This window comes from Nocardia sp. NPDC060249 (assembly GCF_042728755.1).
Lineage (GTDB): Bacteria > Actinomycetota > Actinomycetes > Mycobacteriales > Mycobacteriaceae > Nocardia.
The window spans coordinates 1,359,421-1,377,137 of sequence record NZ_JBHXAQ010000002.1 but is presented as its reverse complement, the minus strand read 5'-3'; the positions used below and the strand labels follow the sequence as shown (position 1 = coordinate 1,377,137).

At 68.1% G+C, this 17,717-nt stretch carries 17 protein-coding genes; 9 read left to right on the top strand and 8 right to left on the bottom strand.

From position 1 onward, the window contains the following. Positions 1-20 precede the first annotated feature (20 nt). Genes ACFWFP_RS13715 through ACFWFP_RS13705 form a run of 3 tightly spaced genes read left to right on the top strand, consistent with a single transcriptional unit; the run spans position 21 to position 2,985 of the window. Positions 21-947 (top strand): ferritin-like domain-containing protein, encoded by a 927-nt coding sequence (locus ACFWFP_RS13715; protein ID WP_379295067.1) that lies wholly within the window; start codon positions 21-23, stop codon positions 945-947. Then, positions 944-1,504, top strand: coding sequence for an NAD(P)/FAD-dependent oxidoreductase (locus ACFWFP_RS13710; protein ID WP_379295066.1), 561 nt, complete (start codon positions 944-946; stop codon positions 1,502-1,504). The genes ACFWFP_RS13715 and ACFWFP_RS13710 overlap by 4 nt, the downstream gene beginning before the upstream one ends. Beyond that, on the top strand, positions 1,501-2,985 hold the full coding sequence (locus ACFWFP_RS13705) for a flavin-containing monooxygenase (RefSeq protein ID WP_379295065.1): 1,485 nt from the start codon (positions 1,501-1,503) through the stop codon (positions 2,983-2,985). Before ACFWFP_RS13710 ends, ACFWFP_RS13705 begins: the two co-directional genes overlap by 4 nt. Here the strand turns inward: ACFWFP_RS13705 and ACFWFP_RS13700 are convergent. Continuing rightward, positions 2,963-4,966 (bottom strand): BTAD domain-containing putative transcriptional regulator, encoded by a 2,004-nt coding sequence (locus ACFWFP_RS13700; protein ID WP_379295064.1) that lies wholly within the window; start codon positions 4,964-4,966, stop codon positions 2,963-2,965. The two genes, ACFWFP_RS13705 and ACFWFP_RS13700, sit on opposite strands and share 23 nt — an antisense overlap. A gap of 107 nt (positions 4,967-5,073) precedes the next feature. Here ACFWFP_RS13700 and ACFWFP_RS13695 point away from each other — a divergent pair, with 107 nt between their 5' ends. Further along, positions 5,074-5,952, top strand: a complete 879-nt coding sequence (locus ACFWFP_RS13695; protein WP_379295063.1) for an alpha/beta fold hydrolase — start codon at positions 5,074-5,076, stop codon at positions 5,950-5,952. A gap of 31 nt (positions 5,953-5,983) precedes the next feature. On the opposite strand, the gene ACFWFP_RS13690 is transcribed toward ACFWFP_RS13695, so the two are convergent. The 3 genes from ACFWFP_RS13690 to ACFWFP_RS13680 are packed head-to-tail and all read right to left on the bottom strand — an operon-like array spanning position 5,984 to position 9,082. Next, the gene (locus ACFWFP_RS13690) at positions 5,984-6,745 is read right to left on the bottom strand and encodes a MerR family transcriptional regulator (RefSeq protein ID WP_379295062.1); all 762 of its coding nucleotides are present in this window, start codon (positions 6,743-6,745) and stop codon (positions 5,984-5,986) included. Next, positions 6,717-7,622 (bottom strand): alpha/beta fold hydrolase, encoded by a 906-nt coding sequence (locus ACFWFP_RS13685; protein WP_379295061.1) that lies wholly within the window; start codon positions 7,620-7,622, stop codon positions 6,717-6,719. The genes ACFWFP_RS13690 and ACFWFP_RS13685 overlap by 29 nt, the downstream gene beginning before the upstream one ends. A 50-nt stretch (positions 7,623-7,672) precedes the next feature. Then, on the bottom strand, positions 7,673-9,082 hold the full coding sequence (locus ACFWFP_RS13680) for a PLP-dependent aminotransferase family protein (protein WP_379295060.1): 1,410 nt from the start codon (positions 9,080-9,082) through the stop codon (positions 7,673-7,675). A 79-nt stretch (positions 9,083-9,161) separates the two neighbouring features. Here ACFWFP_RS13680 and ACFWFP_RS13675 point away from each other — a divergent pair, with 79 nt between their 5' ends. After that, complete coding sequence (locus tag ACFWFP_RS13675) at positions 9,162-9,500, top strand: cupin domain-containing protein (protein WP_379295059.1); 339 nt, start codon at positions 9,162-9,164, stop codon at positions 9,498-9,500. Between the two features lie 14 nt (positions 9,501-9,514). Here the strand turns inward: ACFWFP_RS13675 and ACFWFP_RS13670 are convergent, their stop codons facing one another. The 4 genes from ACFWFP_RS13670 to ACFWFP_RS13655 all read right to left on the bottom strand — a co-directional run bounded on the left by ACFWFP_RS13670 (position 9,515) and on the right by ACFWFP_RS13655 (position 12,766). Beyond that, positions 9,515-10,174, bottom strand: a complete 660-nt coding sequence (locus ACFWFP_RS13670; protein ID WP_379295058.1) for a hypothetical protein — start codon at positions 10,172-10,174, stop codon at positions 9,515-9,517. A 240-nt stretch (positions 10,175-10,414) separates the two neighbouring features. Continuing rightward, positions 10,415-10,765 (bottom strand): Lsr2 family protein, encoded by a 351-nt coding sequence (locus tag ACFWFP_RS13665; RefSeq protein WP_378630144.1) that lies wholly within the window; start codon positions 10,763-10,765, stop codon positions 10,415-10,417. An 88-nt stretch (positions 10,766-10,853) separates the two neighbouring features. Next, the gene (locus ACFWFP_RS13660) at positions 10,854-11,828 is read right to left on the bottom strand and encodes a diiron oxygenase (protein ID WP_379295057.1); all 975 of its coding nucleotides are present in this window, start codon (positions 11,826-11,828) and stop codon (positions 10,854-10,856) included. Between the two features lie 89 nt (positions 11,829-11,917). After that, positions 11,918-12,766 (bottom strand): SDR family NAD(P)-dependent oxidoreductase, encoded by an 849-nt coding sequence (locus ACFWFP_RS13655; RefSeq protein ID WP_379295056.1) that lies wholly within the window; start codon positions 12,764-12,766, stop codon positions 11,918-11,920. Between the two features lie 90 nt (positions 12,767-12,856). On the opposite strand from ACFWFP_RS13655, the gene ACFWFP_RS13650 reads away from it, so the two are divergent. The 4 genes from ACFWFP_RS13650 (at position 12,857) to ACFWFP_RS13635 (ending at position 17,618) form a co-directional block, all read left to right on the top strand. Beyond that, entirely contained in the window at positions 12,857-13,798 is a 942-nt protein-coding gene (locus ACFWFP_RS13650) for an alpha/beta fold hydrolase (protein WP_379295138.1), read from the top strand. Between the two features lie 156 nt (positions 13,799-13,954). Further along, positions 13,955-16,150: an MMPL family transporter gene (locus tag ACFWFP_RS13645; RefSeq protein ID WP_379295055.1), complete on the top strand. Its 2,196-nt coding sequence runs from the start codon at positions 13,955-13,957 to the stop codon at positions 16,148-16,150. A gap of 49 nt (positions 16,151-16,199) precedes the next feature. Then, complete coding sequence (locus tag ACFWFP_RS13640) at positions 16,200-16,661, top strand: VOC family protein (RefSeq protein ID WP_379295054.1); 462 nt, start codon at positions 16,200-16,202, stop codon at positions 16,659-16,661. Positions 16,662-16,781: 120 nt separating this feature from the next. Beyond that, positions 16,782-17,618, top strand: a complete 837-nt coding sequence (locus ACFWFP_RS13635) for an alpha/beta fold hydrolase (protein WP_379295053.1) — start codon at positions 16,782-16,784, stop codon at positions 17,616-17,618. Positions 17,619-17,717: the final 99 nt, after the last annotated feature.

Below are 17,717 nucleotides of genomic sequence, written 5' to 3'. Positions count from 1 at the left end.
ACACCGAAGGAGATCGAACAATGACGTTCGCCTACCCCGATATGCTCGCCACGATTCGCGCCAAGCAGTGGGCACTGGCCGATATCGACTGGGACGCACCGGGTGCCGACACCATCACCGATGAGCAGCGCCCGCGATTGGCCACCTTCATGGCCGATCTGGTGTGGATCGAACACGTCGGCGCCCGCGGCTTCGCCGCCCTGACCAGCCAGGCGCCACCCGGTCCACTGCGCGAGATCTACCGGTACTTCCACGCCGAGGAACAAAAGCACGCCAACGCCGAACTGGCGCTGATGCGCCGCTGGGGCATGCTCCCCGACGGCGAGGCGATGCCGGTGCCCAACAAGAACATTCGCCTCGTCATCAGCTGGCTCGACCGCTACGCCGACCAACTGACCCTGCCCGTGCTCGGAACCGTCATCCCGTCGCTGGAGACCGCCCTCGACGGCGCGCTGGTGAAGTTCCTGCTCGACGAGGTCGATGATCCGGTGTGCCACGAAGTGTTCCGGCACATCAACAGCGACGAATCCCGGCACCTGGCAGTCGGTTTCCAGGTTCTCGAGCAACTCGGCGCGGGACCGCTGCGCCGAACCGTCATCGAGACCGCCGGTTTCGCGGTGCGTCCGTCGTTCGTGCTCGGCGCGCTGCTCTACGCGCCGCTGCTGTCACGGATGTCGACCAACATCATGGCGCTCGGACTCGACGAGGAGAAGCTGTGGCAGGCGGTGCGCCGTTTCGAGAACGTGGGGGAGCGCAGCCCGGCCATCCGCAGGCTCCCGCTCTACCACGTGGTGAAGATGCACGGGAAGGCCACCATTCACCGCCGTCAGCCGTTCCAGTTGCTGGCCGACGTGTCCAACGCCTGCATCGATCGCTTCCCGATCCGGGTGCTCGGCCGCAGGCCGTCCTGGTCCGACGAGCTCACCTACGAACCGGTGGCGAAATGACCACGCTCCGTTTCGCCGATACCTTCATCGGCCCCCAGCTGCACCGCACTGCCTTCGCGCCCCGGCACGAATTCACCGGTCAGCGGGTCGCGATCATCGGCAGCGGGGCGGCGGCCGCGCGCCTGCTGCCCGGCATCGCCGCCGAGGCCGCTCGGGTGACGGTGTTCCAGACCGAGGCGGTGTGGGTGCTCCCGCGCCTTCCGCTGCCCGCCGCGACGATGCCGCGCCGGACCCCGCAACGGCTCCTGCGGCTCATTGGCCGTGTCAATCTGCGTGCCCAGGTGCGTGATTCATGGTTGCGGCACCGCCTGACACCGGACGACACAGCGGGCGTCGCGGTGCACAACAGTTACTACCGCACGCTGCGGCAACCGCACTGCACCCTGGTGACCTGGCCGATCGCACGGTTGGTGCCGCTGGGCGTGCGCACCGTCGACGGCATCGAGCATCAGGTGGACAGCATCGTCTACGCCGACGACGCGGGCTGTGTCGTACGCACCGTCGCCCGGCCGCGCCGCCTGCATCCGTCGGCCGCACTCGTGAAGGAGATCGCATGAGCACCAAGGGAATCGACCACGAGATCGTCATCGTGGGAGCCGGGTTCTCCGGCATCGGCGTGGCGATCGAGCTACGCAAGGCCGGGTTCGACGACTTCGTGATCATCGACGAGGCCGACGGTGTGGGTGGCACGTGGCACTGGAACACCTATCCCGGTGTGGCCGTGGATATCCCGTCGTTCAGCTACCAGTTCTCCTTCGAACAGCGCACCGACTGGTCGCGGGTCTACGCACCCGGTCGCGAACTCAAGGCCTACGCCGAATCCTGCGTGGACAAATACGAACTCCGTGCGCGAATCCGCTTCGGCACCACCGTGGTCGGCGCCGATTTCGACGAGCGCGCCGACCGGTGGGTGCTGCACACCACCGACGGCGACGACCTGACCGCACGGTTCGTGATCAGCGCGACCGGTGTGCTCACCCGGCCCAAACTGCCCGATATCCCCGGCATCGAGGGCTTCTCGGGCGCGACCATGCACACCTCGCGCTGGGATCATCGCCAGGACCTGCGGGGCAAGCGCGTGGCGGTCATCGGCACCGGCGCCTCCGCGGTCCAGGTGATCCCGGAGATCGCCTCGCAGGTGCAACATCTGACGGTGTTCCAGCGCACGCCGATCTGGTGCCTGCCGCGCCCGGACCTGCCGTTGCCGCTCGCCGCCCGACTGGCGCTGAAGGTCCCCGGCGGACGCACCCTGACCCGACTGGTGAGTCAGACCTACGTCGAGGTCACCTTCCCGCTCGCCGCCCACTATCACCGCTCGCTGCCCACCGCCGCCATCGGCGAACGCGCGGGACTGGCCCACCTGCGGCGTCAGGTGAAAGACCCTGCCGTCCGGGACGCGCTGACCCCGCGATACGCCCTCGGGTGCAAGCGGCCGAGCTTCTCCAACGACTATTTGTCGACCTTCAACCGCGCGAACGTGACTCTGGAAACCGCGGCGATCAGCGAGATCACCGCCACCGGTGTGCGCACCGCCGCGGGTGCCGAACATCGCGCCGACGTGCTGATTCTCGCCACCGGCTTCAAAGTCATGGAATCGGGCAACATGCCGACCTACGACCTGCACGGTGTCGGTGGCCGCGATCTGGAGACCTGGTGGGACGAGAACCGGCTGCAGGCCTACGAGGGGGTGAGCGTCCCCGGCTTCCCGAACTTCTTCTCCATCATCGGCCCCTACGGCTACAACGGCGCCTCCTATTTCACCCTGATCGAGAACCAGACCCGCCACATCCTGCGCTGCCTGCACCACGCCAGGGCCAACGACGCGGACCGCATCGAGGTCACCGAGGAAGCCAACGACCGCTACTTCCGTGAGATGCTCGCCCGTCGCGGTGGTCAGGTGTTCTGGGACGAAAGCTGCGTCACCGCCAACAGCTACTACTTCGACAAACACGGCGACGTACCCTTGCGACCCAACTCCACTCTCGAATCCGCTTGGCGCAGCGGACATTTCCCGCTCACCGACTATGTTTTCTCCTGACAGGCGATCGCAGGAGCGCATCGATCTCATCGAGGTACGTACTGACCGGGCCAACGCTGAGAAGTCCGCTCTGCGCGGTGGTTTCGGCCGCCGCGGGGGCCAGTTGGGTCCGGGCGCGGTGCATGGTTTCTCGATCGCCGACGGCGATGGCCGCGTGCGCCACGATGGCCCACAGCGCTTCGAACAGCAGGTCGCGCGGCGGGGAGATGAGGGTGCGCAATGCCGCTCGCGCGCGGTCGAGCTCGCCTCGCGCGACGAGCAGGGTGGGCTCGACCCAGGATTCATAGGGACCCCAGTCCGTCCGGGGGTCGATCGCGGCGATCACGCCGGTCTCGTGCTGGCGCAGCGCCAGACTCAGGTGGGCCAGCGGCAACAGGCCGCGGTCGAGTCCGGGCATGCCTGCTCCGGTGAGCGAGTCGGCGGCCGCCGCATACGCGGCGTGCGCGGCCGCGAGATCCGGTGTCGCACTGGCACGTAGGGCGCGGTACCAGGTGGTGAACACCTCGACCAGCGGCAATTCGTAGCGCTGGGCGAGTGTGTCCGCGGCTTCGGCGTGCTGGTCGGCGCTGATGTAATCAGCGGCGGCGCAGCGTGTTTGGATGAGAATCAGGTGGCCGAGTACCTCGTAGGTCGCCATTGTGCTGGTGGCCGCGACCGCGATGATCTCGGTGGCTACGGCCTCGCGCCGGTGGGCCAGTCCCGCTCGCTGGAAGCTCTGCATGAACACGCCGTTGAGCGCGAAGGCCAGTAGCGCCGGGTCGTGCAGTCGCCGGGCGATTTCCTCGGCCTGACGGGCGGCACGCAGCGGGCGTAGTCCGGCCTCGGTCGGATTGTCCACCGGCAGGGCGCCGCGCGATTCGACGGCGATGGTCGCGAGCAGCCTGGCCCGGTCGGCGGCATCGTGGGCGGGCAGGCGCAGGAGGGTCTTCTCGGCGATGGCCACGAGCCGTCGATCCTGCGCGGGGTCGTCCGAGCGGGTCCAGATCGCGGGGACGTCGTAGATGCCGATCACCCGCGCGGTCAACTCGGCGTCACCGAGGTCGTCGGCGGCCACCACCGCCGAAATCCGGTGTGCGCGTGCGGCCGCCAGACCGCCGCCGCCCGTCACCGCGAGATCGCGCATGAGGCCCGCGGTCGATTCCAGCCGGGTTCTGGTGCGTGGCGCGACCGTGCTGTCGTAGGCGGCACGCGCCTGTTCCCAGACCCGCACCGTGGGGTCGGTCGCGTCCGGGTCGAGGTATTCGGCCTGGCGGAGCAGGTCGTGTTCGAGGCGGCGCAGTGCCGGTCCGGGGTCGATGCCCAGATCATCGGCGAGCATCCGCCGGGCCCTGGCGAGGACAGCGAGCGCGTCGGCTTGACGGCCGCAGCGGTAGAGGGCGGTGGACAGCAGCCCCCACGCGTCTTCGCGCCATGGATGTTCGGCGACGTGCGCGTCGAGGTCGGGCACCGCCGCGGCAGCGGCACCCAGGGCCAGCTGTGCCGCGGCGCGACGTTCGACGGCCAGCAACCGCTGCTCGGTGAGCCGCGACCGTTCGGGCCGCGCCCATCCCGCGTCGGCGAAATCGGTATAGGCGGGCCCCTGCCACCAGTTCAGCGCGTCGGACAGGAGTGCGAACGACTGTTCCGGCGGAAGGGTTGCCGCCGAGCGCACCGCCTCGTCGAATCGCCATGCGTCGACATCCTCCGCAGCGGGTCGTAGCGCGTATCCGTGCCCTTCGGTGACGAGCAGACGTGGCGGTGTGCGAGGCGCACGATCGGGTTCGAGTGCGCGCCGCAATCCGGCGACGAAGGTGCGGACCGCACCCACCGCGTTCGTGGGCGGCTCGTCCCACAGATCCTCGACCAGCCGACCGACCGGAACGACCCGCCGGTGCGCGAGGATCAGCCGGGCGAGCACCTCGCGGTAGCGCGGACCGCGCAGCGCGACCGGTGCACCGCGGTCGTCGTAGGCGATGACCGGTCCGAGCACCTGAAACCGCATCAGGCCAATGTAGTGCGCGTTCATCGGCTGCTCATCGCGACACCGCACGCTCGAACTCGATCCGCGCAGACCCCGCGGAACACCTTCGAACGAAGTGAGCCCATGCGATGACCCGCACCATTCCCGGATTCGACTACCACCGCGTTCCGGTCGCCGACGATGTCGCCCTCCACGTCGCCGTCGCCGGTTCGGGAGCCCCGATCGTGCTGCTGCACGGCTTCCCGCAGACCCACCTGATGTGGCGTCACGTCGCCGCCGACCTGGCTGCCGACCACACGGTGATAGTGCCGGACCTGCGCGGCTACGGCGACAGCGACAAACCCGCCGAAGCCGGCACCGAAACCTACTCCAAGCGGCGAATGGCCGCCGATGTCGTCGCCTCCGCCGCTGCCTTCGGGCACGATCGCTTCGCGCTCGCCGGTCACGACCGCGGCGCGCTGGTGGCCTTCCGTGCCGGGCTCGACCACCCCGGCACGGTTACTCACCTCGCCTGCTTGGACGTGCTGCCCACCCTCGACATGTGGGAAGTGCTGCACGGCTCGACCGCGGCCATCGGATTCCACCTGTACCTGATGGCACAGCCCCCTGGACTGCCCGAACAGATGATCTCCGCCAGCGCCGACGCGTTCTTCGGCTATTTTCTCGACCGATGGGCCAAGACTCCGGACGCGATCCCCGCGCCCGTGCGCGCCGCGTACCTCGCCGCCTGCCGCGACGCTGTTCCCTCGATCGTGGCCGACTATCGAGCCTCGGCGACCATCGATATCGACCACGACCGCGCCGACCGCGCGGCAGGCGCCAGGCTGTCCATGCCCGTGACAGTTGTGCAGCAGGACTGGGGCGCCGCACTCGGATTCGACGCGGTGGCACGGTGGTCGAGCTGGGCGCCGGACCTCGACCACCGCACCGTCGAGGCGGGTCACTTCATGGCCGAAGAGGACCCCGAGACCGTCGCCGTCGCCCTGCGTGAGCTGGTTCGGCGCTGAGGTCGGCGCGGCACCGCTCAGTGCGAGACGGTCAGGTTCGGCAGGCTCGTTGTTCGGCGCGATGGGTGAGTGCGTCGACGATGCGTTGCCAGGCGGGGGATACCTCCGAGATGCGGGACGCGACCAGTTCGGTGGAGCGGGTGAGCCCGCGGTTGTGGGCGATTTCCCACGCGTCGAGGTCGTCGATGAGGCGATCGAGGCGCGGGTCGTGGGGGTGCCAGTCGACCGAGTCGTCGACCGCGCGGTACAGGCGGGTGGTTTCCGGGTCGTCGAATTCGGTGTTCTTCTCCCGGATCCGCTGCGGGATCGTGTCGGCGTCCAGCGCTTGCACCAGGATCCAGGCGTCACGCTCGAGCCGCACCCGCTGTTCGCTGATGCCGAGACCGCGCATCCGGTCCAGGAGGGCGACCACCTCGGCGGGGAGGAAAAGGCTTTCGCCGCTGGCCAGTTCGGCGATCCGGTGGCGGTACTCGGCGAGCCGATCGATCTTGCGCTGGAGCGCGGTGTCGATATCGCTGATGGCCGTGGCGAATTCGGCCGGTTGGGCGTGCAGCAGCGCGTCGATGCGGGACAGCGGAACACCCGCGTCGGCGAGGGTTCTGATCCGGATGAGATCGACCGCCGCCTGCGCGGGGTAGCGGCGATAGCCGGAGGCGTCGCGCTCGGGCTCGGGCAACAGGCCGACCTGGTGGTAGTGGCGTACGGTGCGCACGGTCACGCCGGCGGTCGCCGCGAGTTGGCCGATGGTGAGCACCGCGCCGATCTTAGCGGCGACGAACCTGGTCGACGACATCGCGGACCGCCTCGACCACGGCATCGGGGCGATCGAAGCAGAGCCGGTGGTGCGCGGTATCGGTGAGAATGCGCTGTTGCCCCCGGGACACCCCGCGCACCACGGCCGCGTCCATCCGCCGCCTGCCGTCGTGGATCTCGGCCAGCGCCTCGGGCGACCGAGTGGGGTCGGCATCGAGCACGCTGAGCGCCACCAGCGCGACGTCGGGAAGGGCGGGCCCGGCGTGCAGTTCGGCGGCCAGTTCGGGCAACCGGTCGCGCTCGGCGAAGCCCGCCCGGATCCCTTCGTCGCTCGTCTTGGCCTCCGCCAGCGCTCGCCGCACCGGTTCCGGGTAGTCCGTGAGCAGCTCGGCCTGCATCGCGCGAAGGGCTGTGCGCAGGTGTTCGAGCTGCTCGGCATCGGGTGCGGGCGCCGCGGCCGCGGCCAATCCCATCGACGGTGGCATGAACTCGTCCCAGTCGCGGTGCAAGCCGTCCATCCAGACCAGTCCGGCCACTTCCTCTGGGTACAGCTGCGCGAACCGGTGTGCGTAGAGGCATCCGAGTGAGTGGGCGGCCAGTACATAAGGGCCGGGGAGGTCGTCGAGGGTGCTCAGCAGCTCGTGCAATTCGGTGGCAACCGCGGTGGCGGTGCGGGGCAGGGGCAGCGGATCGCTGTAGCCGGTGCCGCCGCGGTCGTACACGACGGCGGTAGTGAACTGCGAAACCTGCTGTTGCACACCGAAATAGTCGAGGCCGATCGCGCCGGCACCGGGCAGGAAGACCACCGCCGGTCCACCACTGCCCGTCCGATGGACGAAAAGGTGGGTGCCGTCGAGCTCGGCGAACCCACCGACCGGTGGTGCGGGCTTCGTCGAGGAGGTGTTGTAGTTCGTCATGCGACAAGGGTGCAACCCTGACGCTGCGTCAAGGTCAACCTCCGCGTCGGCTACACCGCGAGCGCAGGCGCGGCGGTGGTGGGCGTGGCCGGCGGGCGGTAGGTGCGCCACGCCTCGGCGAGGCGCTCGACTGCGGCGGTGAGAGTCTCCAGCGGATGCAGGAAGTGGATCCGCAGATCATGGTCGCTGCCACCGGTCGGATCGAGACCGCCGCCCGCGAGGATCGACACACGGTGTCGCAGTGCGGCTTGGGCAAACGAGGCGCCGTCGCCGTGAGGCAGCCGGATCCAGAGTGTCTGTCCGCCCCGGACCGGCGGCGCGTCCCATGCGGGGATTCGGCGCGCGAGCTCGGCGCGCAGGTGGTCGTGGCGACGTTCGCGTTCGGCGGCCTGACTGCGCAGCAGACCGCCCAGCCGGGGCAGTAGCTCGGCCGCGGCCAGTTGGGCGGGAAGGTTACCGCCGAGATCGTGTACCGCGCGCAGCCTGGCGAGCTTGCCGACGACGGGGGTCGCCGCGCGAATCCAGCCGATGCGCAGTCCGCCCCAGACGCTCTTGCTCAGCGAACCGATGGTGATCACGGTGCCGGCGAACACGGCAAGGGGTGGCGGAGTCTCGTGCCCCGGAAAGCCGAGTTCGGCGAGCACCTCGTCGTCGATCAGCGCAATCCCCTCCGCTGCCGCTGTTTCCGCGAGGCCGCGGCGCGCGAGCGTGGACAGCACCGACCCTGTCGGGTTCTGGTAGGTGGGGATCACGTAGGCGAGAGTGGGCCGGCGGTCGCGGATCGCACCCGCGAAACCGTGCAGTCCGGGCGGCAATCCGGAGACGACCGCCGCTTCCGCGCGGAAGGCTTCCAACGCCCCCGGGTAGGTCGGTGCTTCCACGAGGACGTGATCGCCGGGCCGAAGGTAGGCCATGGCCAGCAACGACAGCGCTTGTTGCCCACCGGCGGTGACGAGGATCTGCCCCGCCTCGGTCGGCAGCCCGCGCCCCCGGTAGTACTCGGCGACGGCTTCCCGCAGCGTCGGATGGCCCGACGGGTAGTAGCCGATGTCGTCGGTCGTCGCGGCCAAGGCGGGCAGCATCGCCGCGTAGGACTCGGCCACCGCGACGGGCGGCCGGTCCGGGGCCGCGCACGCCAGCGAGATCACGTCGGACCGCGGCTCGAGCAGGTCGAGGAACATCGGCTCACTCGTGGTCTCGGGCGGTTCGACCCGTGGCGTCCCCGCGACCCGGGTGCCGCTGCCCTGGCGTCGCACGATCCGGCCTTCGTCCCGCAGCAGGTCGTAGGCCGCGACCACGGTGCTCCGCCCGACCGACAAGGCGACGGCGAGCGTCCGATCCGGCGGCAGCAGCGCCCCCGGCGGCAGTTCGCCGTCCTCGATCAGCCCGCGCAACGCCGCCGCGAGCAGGGCGTACAGGGGCCCACGCCCCGCCGACCAGCGACCGAGCCGATCTGTCACATCAATTGGCTCCATAGGCAAACCAATTATGCCCGTTTGGCGCTGGATCGGCGCCCCGGGCGGCCCGACGATGATCACCATGACAGCCTCGAGCACCACCGGTTCCGTCTCGATCCCCGCGGCTATCGCCGCCCTGCCCGGCCCGTTCCAGCAACACGAGTTGGCCACGGTCAACGACACCGTCGTCCGCCTCGCGCGGCTGGCGGGTGAGTTTGCCTGGCACCACCACGACGAAGACGAACTGTTCCTCTGCTGGGACGGCACGTTCCGTGTCGAACTGGAAGACCGCGCACCCGTGGTTCTGCATCCCGGCGAAATATTCGTGGTGCCCAGGGGAATTCGGCACCGGCCGGTCGCCGACGAGGTCGCGCACGTGCTCTTGATCGAGCGCCCGGAGACCGCGCAGTACGGCAACTGACCGCCGCGCGCACGTCACACCCGCGAACTCACCGGCCCGGATTCCACGGGCACCGTGCGAAGAAGCTCAGCCACCTCCGCGGGTGTGGCGGACGGAAAGAGCTGCCGCACACCGATCATCGCCAGAAGCCGGTCCTGATCGGCACCGACGCCCATCCGCGACACCACATCGTGGGCGGAGCGATTGGCTTCGGCGATCTCGTCGGCTTTGCTCAGGCGGGTGAGATTCTCGCCCACGATCTTGTCGAGGTCGGTGGAACGCTTGTAGAACAACGCGGTGATCCCGACCGGCACCGCGCCCATGATCGAGGTCGCCGCGGCGGCGTCGCGATTGCCGAACGCGACCATCGACGCCGCGGCGAGCACCACCACGACGCCGCAGCACCCGCTGATCATGTACGCCCAGAAGAAGGCTGTGCTCTGCGCCATCGCGCTGCGCACCTGGCGAAGGTATTCCTCCGTGCGATGACGCGGCGTCCCGGTGCTGTCGGCGGTCGGATCCGCTGTTTCGGTCGGCGTCGAGACCACCGGGACGGTGGCGTCGCCGGTCATGGTGATTTCGATGGCCCGCTTACTGATGCGCCGGCTGAATGTGGCGGAGAACCACGCTGACACCGCGGCGATCATCGTGGGGATCAGCCCACCCAACCCGATCAAGGTCAAGACTTCGTCCACCGTATTCCCCCGAATCAAGCGCCGACACCCCGCGAACGTTCACGCGCACTCTACCGCGAGCCGGTTGTCCACTCGCACAGGGCGATCGGTGTTCGCCGCTCGTCCGGTCGCCGGCTTCGACGGCTGGCATAATCTTCGACACCGACGAAGGAAGAACTCCGATATCGCGTTGCCCCACGGAAACGAAAACAGCACGGCGCGCGGAGGGAATGCGCGCCGTGCTGTCGACGAACCGAAAATTTACGCCGAGGCCTGCTCGTAGGCCGAGATGACGTCCGCCGAGATCCTGCCGCGGCTGGACACCGTGTGCCCGTTCTGCGAAGCCCACGCCCGGATCTCGGTCAGATCGTTGCGACGGGTGGATTCGGCCGCCGGTGCCGCGCCGAGACGACGTGCGGCGCCCGCCTTCGCGCGGCCGGTGCGGCGCGCGTACGGAACCCACTGTTCGAATACCTCACGCAACTGCGCCGCGTTGGCATCCGACAGGTCGATTTCGTAGGCCGCCCCGTCGATTCCGAATGTGACAGTCGCATCGGCAGCCGACGTGCCATCGAAATCATCGACAAGTGTGACAACGACTTTGCGCGCCATGGGAGTCCTGTTCGTTCGGGTGCCGAGAATTACCGTCGTTGATCTTAGTTGACGACGGCGCGGGTTATTCCCTCGGCATCAGTCGCGATCAGCTCGCGCGGCGTTGCGGCTCACCACGGTAGCGGGTATAGCCGCCGTCGACTTTCAGTAGCTTCCACAGCTGTCGGGTCACCGGGTTCATCATGCCGAGTTCGTCGACCAGCGTGCGGATGTCGCCGAAGAATCCACTGAGGATCTGGCGGGAGGTGGGGCTGCGCCAGAACGCGTCGTCGAATACGTCGTCGGGGATGTCGAACTTGGTGGCGAAGGATTTCGACGGCTTGACCAGTTCGTCGGCCAGCCAGCGCATCGCGATCGGAAACGCCACCGCGCAGACCGCGGTGCGCACTGGACCCATCCGGGCGACGTGGGTGCGCAGGAACTCGTTGGCGAACGAGATATGGCGCGCTTCCTCGGCGATATGGATCTGCATGATCCGCAGCAGGGCCGGCTGGGTCTCTTTGTCGGAGCGGATCAGCGCCTTCTGATAGTGGTCGATCGGTTCCTCGCCGCCGAGGATGCCGATGAACAGAATGGCCCAGAAATAGCCGCCCGCGACGCCGATGAACGGCGACATCCTCCGGAACATCGGCCGCATGCCCGGCACATCGTCGCCGATGCGATTGACCAGCTCCTGGAACATCTGGATGTGGTTGCACTCCTCGGTCATCTCGTGGAGGCAGTACCGGAATTCGGGGGAGCCGTTGGGCAAGGTCATCGCGTACTGCATCATCCCGCGGATCAGGATGGATTCGAACGCCAGCCCGACCTTGGCCGCGTTGGCTTGCCGCCACCGCCCGATCTCGATCCGGCGCTCCAGTGGCAGGTTCTGATACCAGCTCGTGGCGCCGAGTGGGTCGAGCTCGTCGGAGAGCACCCAGCGAGGATCGTCGCGATCGATCGCGAGTTCCGGTGCGTCCCAGTCGATGTCGAGGTAGGGGTCGAACCGGCGATGGACCGACCCTTCCGACAGTGTGTGCAGGGTTTCGGCGTACTCGGCAGCCGCGGTTTTCGAGAACGTCATTGTTTCTCTCCGTTGTCACCTGGACAGCCATCGAGCGGCTGATCCTCAATGTAAATGTAACGCACTGTCGCAGGTAATTCTAGAGGGAGTCAGTCGGCGCGCGGGATGCGTCCGTCGATGTCGGTGAACCCGTAGTCCTCGGCGAGGTCGGCGACTTTCCAGGACTTCCCGGAGCGAGTCGACCGGCCCGGGTCGGCGGCCAGCGCCACCACGGCGCGCCCGGGGAAGCGCGGGGTCTCGGCGGTGTCGAGATCGAAGGAGCCCTCGCCGGGCAGGGTCACCCGGCGGCGGCCGTGCTCGTCGGCCGGCACCAGTTGCAGCAGTTCGGTATCCACGATTCCGGGCCAGATCGAGACGGCGGTCGCCCCGGTGCCGACCAGGTCGTGGGCGAGGTCGGCGGTGAGCCGATCCAGCGCGGTCTTGCCGACGCCGTAGACGGCATTGTGCATGTACCGCCGTGCGCCAGGGGAGGAGACATTGACGATGAGCCCGGCCGACTCGATCAGCAGTGGCGCGGCGAAAACGCTGGCCACGTAGTGCGATCGCACGCCGATCTCGAAGGTCTCGTCCCAGGCCTTGGGCGGCACGTCCCAGAACTTGCGGCCCAGCCAGCGGGCGGCGGCGGGGGAGTTGTAGACGTTGTTGACCAGCACGTCCAGGCGGCCCTGCTCCTCGCGGATCCGGGCGAAGAGCTTGTCGACCGCATCGTCGTCGCGGTGATCGCAGACCGCCGCGACGCCGTGCCCGCCGAACTCGCTGACCATCGCGGCGGTCTCCTGCACGGTGCCGGGCAGTCTGCCCGGCTCGGTGGTGCGCCCGGTGACGTACACGGTCGCGCCCGCCGCGCCCAATTCGAGGGCGATGCCTTTGCCGATGCCACGACTTGCCCCGGTGACGACCGCGACGCGCCCGGCCAGAATCTTGGGTGTTCCGCTCATGACCTCCGGACACTACCGTCAAATCAGAACACGTTCTAGAAATTGGAGGCGGTAGTGGAGCAGAGATTCCTCGACACGGGCGGAATCCGGATGCATGTCACCGAGCAGGGGCAGGGCTACCCGGTCGTGTTCTGTCACGGCTTTCCGCACACCGGGTTCATCTGGCACCGGCAGATCGACGCTGTAGCCGAGGCGGGATTCCGGGCCATCGCGCCCGACCTGCGCGGGTACGGCCGCACCGAGGCGCCCGCTGACGTCGCCGCCTACACCAATGCGGCCGTGATCGGCGACCTCCTGGCACTGCTCGACGACATCGGCGCCGAGAAGGCCGTGTTCGTCGGCCTCGATTTCGGTGCCCAACTGGTGTGGGAACTGTCGCTACGCGCTCCCGAACGCGTGGAAGCCGCTGTGGTGCTGAACAATCCGTATTCGCCGCGCCCGCCGCGCCCGCCGTCGGCCTTCTGGACCAAGGCTGCCCAGCGGCACTTCCTGCACCTGTCCTACTTCCAGGAACCCGGCGTCGCCGATGCCGAACTCGCCGCGCGACCGAGGGAATTCCTGTCCCGCGTCTACTTCTCCCTCTCCGGCGACTACCACTATCTCGACACCTGGAAGAACCCGCCGGGTCTCGGGTACCTGGATGTGCTGCCCGAGGCGCCCGCGCTGCCGTGGACCTGGCTCACCGAGGACGAATTCGACACCCTCGCCACCGAATTCGAACGCACCGGTTTCACCGGAGGCTTGAACTGGTACCGCAACCTCGATCGCAACTGGGAGCTCACCGAGCCCTTCGCCGAGGCTCGGATCGAGGTCCCGACCTATTTCCTCTACGGCGAGAACGACCCCGACATGGAGGGCTTCAGCGGTCGTGACCCCCTCGCCACGCTCCGCGCGAATGTCACCGACCTTCGCGCAGTCGTGGAACTTCCGGGCGCGGGCCACCTCGTCCACCTCGAGCGAACCGACGCGGTCAACGATTTCCTGATCGCCGCACTGCGGGGGGCCGGCGTCGACCAGCGCACACGGTCGTAGGGCAGGCCGCCTCGCGGTGAGGCTGCTCGCGTATGTCGCTCGGTGGAAAATCGCGAAGTGGCGGTACTTTTGGTGGGAGGCACATCAGGCGGACCACGTGAAAGGATGCGGCCTCTTGGAGATTGCGCTCGGAACCGGCGAACGGATGGCGAGCTAGTGTTCGCGCGCTGGGGAGATCTGGTCCATCGATTCCGGTTCGCGGTACTCGGCGTCGTCGTGGCCGCATTGCTGGCGCTGGGCGGGTACGGCCTGGGGCTGCACGACGAGCTGAGCTCGGGCGGCATGGACGATCCCGGGTCGGAATCCGCGCTGGCAGGGCGATTGGCGGACAGTGCGTTCGGGCGCAACCACGACCTCGATGTGGTGGTGCTCTACACCGCGCCGCCCGGCAGGACCGTCGACGATCCGGAGTTCAGCCGCAAGATCGTCGACAACCTCAACGGTCTGCCGCGTGCGTATCCCGGCGCGATAGCGGGCGTCAACGGGGCCTACTGGCCGACGGAAACGGGCCGGGCGAGTGGTCCCCTGTTCGCCACGCCCGACCGCACCCGCGCGGTCGCCGCCGTCGCCATCGTCGGCGACAACGACACCGAGATGCTGCGCAACACCAGAAAGGTGAAGGACGCCTTTACGATTCCCGGTGTCGAGGTGCAGGTGGGCGGCCTGCAACCGGTGGCGGGAACACTCAACGACACGCTGTCCGACGACATCCGGCGGATGGAAGTCCTCGCCTTCCCGGTGGTCGCGCTGCTGCTGTTCTTCATCTTCGGCGGTGTGGTGGCGGCCGCGCTGCCGTTGATCGTCGGCGGGCTGACGATGGCGGGCGCGAGCGGGATCGTGCGCACCTTCACCTACGTCACCGAGGTGAACTCTTTCGTCGCGCCGGTTGTTTCGATGATCGGCGCCGGATTGGCCATCGACTACGGGCTGTTCATCGTGAGTCGCTTCCGTGAGGAACTCGCCGAAGGTCACGACACCGCGACGGCGGTGCGGCGCACGATGACGACCGCGGGGCGCACCGTGGTGTTCTCCGCGACGATGATCATCGCCAGCGCGGGCGGCATGCTGCTGTTCCCGCAGGGGTTTCTGAAATCCATCGCCTACGGTGCCATCGCGACCGTGTCGCTGGCGGCGCTCACCGCGATCACCCTGCTGCCCGCGATGCTCGCGATTCTCGGTGCGCGCGTGGACCGGTGGGGCAGTAGACGTCTCCGGAGGACGAAGTCCGCGCTCGAAGTGGAGAACGGTTTCTGGGGTCGCAGCACCCAGTGGGTGATGCGGCATCCGGTGAAGATCGCGAGTGTGCTGTGCGTGGTGCTGGTGCTGCTGATACTGCCTGCCCGCAATCTCGCCTTCGGCGGCTTCAGCGAGCGATATCTGCCGCCGGACAACAGCACTCGCGTCGCGCAGGAGCAGATCGACGCCACCTTCCCCGGTCGCAGATCCGATCCGATCGACCTGATCTTCGTCTCCGATGACAGCGTCGCGATCGGGACGGCCCTGAAACTGGCCAACCAGGCACCCGGGCTGGCGGCGAAGTTCGAACTGCCGTCGCGCTCGCCGGTGCAGTCGGATGTCTACCGCACCACGACCACACTCACCGACTCCGATGCGGCCGGCGACACCATCGACTACCTGCGCGGCATCGAACTTCCCGACGGGGTCCAGATGCTCGTCGGCGGCGTCCCCACCATCCAGAAGGACAGCATCGACGCGCTGCTCGAGCGCATCCCGTGGATGATCGCGCTCGTCCTGCTCGTCACCACAGTGCTGATGTTCCTGACCTTCGGTTCGCTGATCCTGCCGATCAAGGCCGCGCTGATGAGCGCGCTCGGCCTCGGCTCGACGCTGGGCATCCTCACCGTGATCTTCATCGACGGTCACGGTGCGAGCCTGCTGAACTTCACCCCGCAACCCATCCAGGCCAACATGCTGGTGATGATCATCGCCATCATCTACGGCCTGTCCACCGACTACGAGGTCTTCCTGCTGTCACGGATGGTCGAAGCGCGGGCCGCCGGTGCCTCCACGACGGAGGCTGTGCGCATCGGCACCGCGCACACCGGCCGCATCATCACCGCCGCCGCCCTGATCCTGCTCGTCGTCACCGGCGCCTTCGCCTTCTCCGACCTGGTCCTGATGCAATACGTCGCCTACGGCATGATCGCGGCGCTCATCATCGACGCCACCGTCCTGCGCATGCTCCTGGTGCCGGCGACGATGAAACTGCTCGGCGACGACTGCTGGTGGGCCCCCGCCTGGATGAAGACCGTCCACGCCAGCGTCGGACTGGGCGAATCACCGTCACCGGCGACTACCGCGGCAGATTGTCGGACCTCTGACATACGGTGACCGAAGATCTGTCAGGTCGTGAGTTCGGTTGCCAGGAAACGGAGTAATGATGAGCCGTCATATCCAGATCACCTTCGACGCGCACGATCCGGCCGCGCTGTCGACTTTCTGGCGGGATGCGCTGGGGTATGTGCATCCGGGGCCGCCGGGCGTCGAGGTGCCTGCCGGGGTCGACCCGCTCGTGGTGTGGGATCAGTTCCTCGCGCGGATCGGGGTTCCGGCGCAGGAGCGGAACTCGAAGTCGGCGATCGAGGATCCGGAGGGCCACGGTCCGCGGGTGTTCTTCCAGCGGGTACCCGAGGGCAAGGCAGCGAAGAACCGGGTCCACCTCGATGTGCGGGCGGCGCCCGGGTTGCAGGGGGACGAGCGGATGGCGGCGTTGGAGACCGAGTGCGCGCGACTGGTCGCGCTGGGTGGGAAGCGGGTCGAGCGCTTCGAGCCCGAGCCGCCGATGAGTGCCGGGTGGATCGTGATGACCGACCCCGAGGGCAACGAGTTCTGCCTCGACTGACCGGTGTGGCGCGCCGCGCGGGAGAAGCGAGAGTTTCGCCGTGCGGGCCAAGGGTCGGCGCTACCGTGAGATGACCACGACGACGTGGTCACGTGGCTGCCACCGGAAGGAAGCCCGGGGATGCGGTATTTCGACTTTCGCGCAACTGCGATCGCCTACGACGAGGCGGGTACCGGGCCCCCGATCGTCTTCCTGCACAACCTCGGCGGTGACCGCCACATCTGGCGTGCCCAATTCGATGCCCTGCGGCAGACGCATCGGGTCTTCGCGATCGACCTCATCGGCTACGGCGATTCCGACGCCCCCGACGACGGATACACCGTCGAGAACTATCTCGCCATGGTCACCGCGTTCTTCGAGGAACAGGATCTACGCGATGTGACGCTGGTCGGGCACTGTTTCGGCAGCGCGCTGTCGCTGCTCTACACCCAGCGCAATCCCGACCGGGTGCGGTCACTGGTACTGAGCAGTCCGTTGACCCCGGCCACCCTGCGCCCGACCCGGACCGGGTGGGCGGCTCAACTCGGTCGGCGCGTGCACCTCGACGCACTGCTCGCACGTGTCCGTGTTCCCGGCCCGGTGGCGGGACTGATCGTGGCAGAACAGCTGGGTTCGGAGAAAGCGCCGCACGCGGCCGACATCGTCGCGCACCTGCGCGAGAGCTGGACAAAACCCCGCCGGCTGATGGTCACCGCCGCTATCTCCCGGGAGATTCCGCGGCTCGGCGAACTGGACGAGTTCGTGCCGCCCCGCGACTTTCCGCCCATCACCACGGTCTGGGGCAGTCGCAACCGAGTGCTGTGCGCTCGGGCAGGCGCCACACTGAACCGCACCTTGGCGCCCTCGCGGGCGATTGTCGTCGAGGGCGCGGGGCACCTGGTGATGGTCGAGGCGCCTGATCAGGTCACCGCGGCGGTTCTGGCGGCGACGACGGGCACCCGCGTCGTCGATTCCTAGTACGAGCGAACCCGAACCCCGCTCCGCCGCGACATGCGGTGGAGCGGGCGCTGTGGCTCGGTGAACCGAACTTGTCGGTGCGCGAAGTTAGTCTGCTCT

Coding starts and splice junctions, on each gene's coding strand:
- ACFWFP_RS13685 (WP_379295061.1), bottom strand. CDS start 7,622: ATGACGAACTACAACACCTCCTCGACGAAGCCCGCACCACCGGTCGGT.
- ACFWFP_RS13655 (WP_379295056.1), bottom strand. CDS start 12,766: ATGAGCGGAACACCCAAGATTCTGGCCGGGCGCGTCGCGGTCGTCACC.
- ACFWFP_RS13650 (WP_379295138.1), top strand. CDS start 12,857: ATGCATGTCACCGAGCAGGGGCAGGGCTACCCGGTCGTGTTCTGTCAC.
- ACFWFP_RS13710 (WP_379295066.1), top strand. CDS start 944: ATGACCACGCTCCGTTTCGCCGATACCTTCATCGGCCCCCAGCTGCAC.
- ACFWFP_RS13665 (WP_378630144.1), bottom strand. CDS start 10,765: ATGGCGCGCAAAGTCGTTGTCACACTTGTCGATGATTTCGATGGCACG.
- ACFWFP_RS13660 (WP_379295057.1), bottom strand. CDS start 11,828: ATGACGTTCTCGAAAACCGCGGCTGCCGAGTACGCCGAAACCCTGCAC.
- ACFWFP_RS13705 (WP_379295065.1), top strand. CDS start 1,501: ATGAGCACCAAGGGAATCGACCACGAGATCGTCATCGTGGGAGCCGGG.
- ACFWFP_RS13675 (WP_379295059.1), top strand. CDS start 9,162: ATGACAGCCTCGAGCACCACCGGTTCCGTCTCGATCCCCGCGGCTATC.
- ACFWFP_RS13715 (WP_379295067.1), top strand. CDS start 21: ATGACGTTCGCCTACCCCGATATGCTCGCCACGATTCGCGCCAAGCAG.
- ACFWFP_RS13695 (WP_379295063.1), top strand. CDS start 5,074: ATGACCCGCACCATTCCCGGATTCGACTACCACCGCGTTCCGGTCGCC.
- ACFWFP_RS13640 (WP_379295054.1), top strand. CDS start 16,200: ATGAGCCGTCATATCCAGATCACCTTCGACGCGCACGATCCGGCCGCG.
- ACFWFP_RS13635 (WP_379295053.1), top strand. CDS start 16,782: ATGCGGTATTTCGACTTTCGCGCAACTGCGATCGCCTACGACGAGGCG.
- ACFWFP_RS13700 (WP_379295064.1), bottom strand. CDS start 4,966: ATGCGGTTTCAGGTGCTCGGACCGGTCATCGCCTACGACGACCGCGGT.
- ACFWFP_RS13690 (WP_379295062.1), bottom strand. CDS start 6,745: ATGTCGTCGACCAGGTTCGTCGCCGCTAAGATCGGCGCGGTGCTCACC.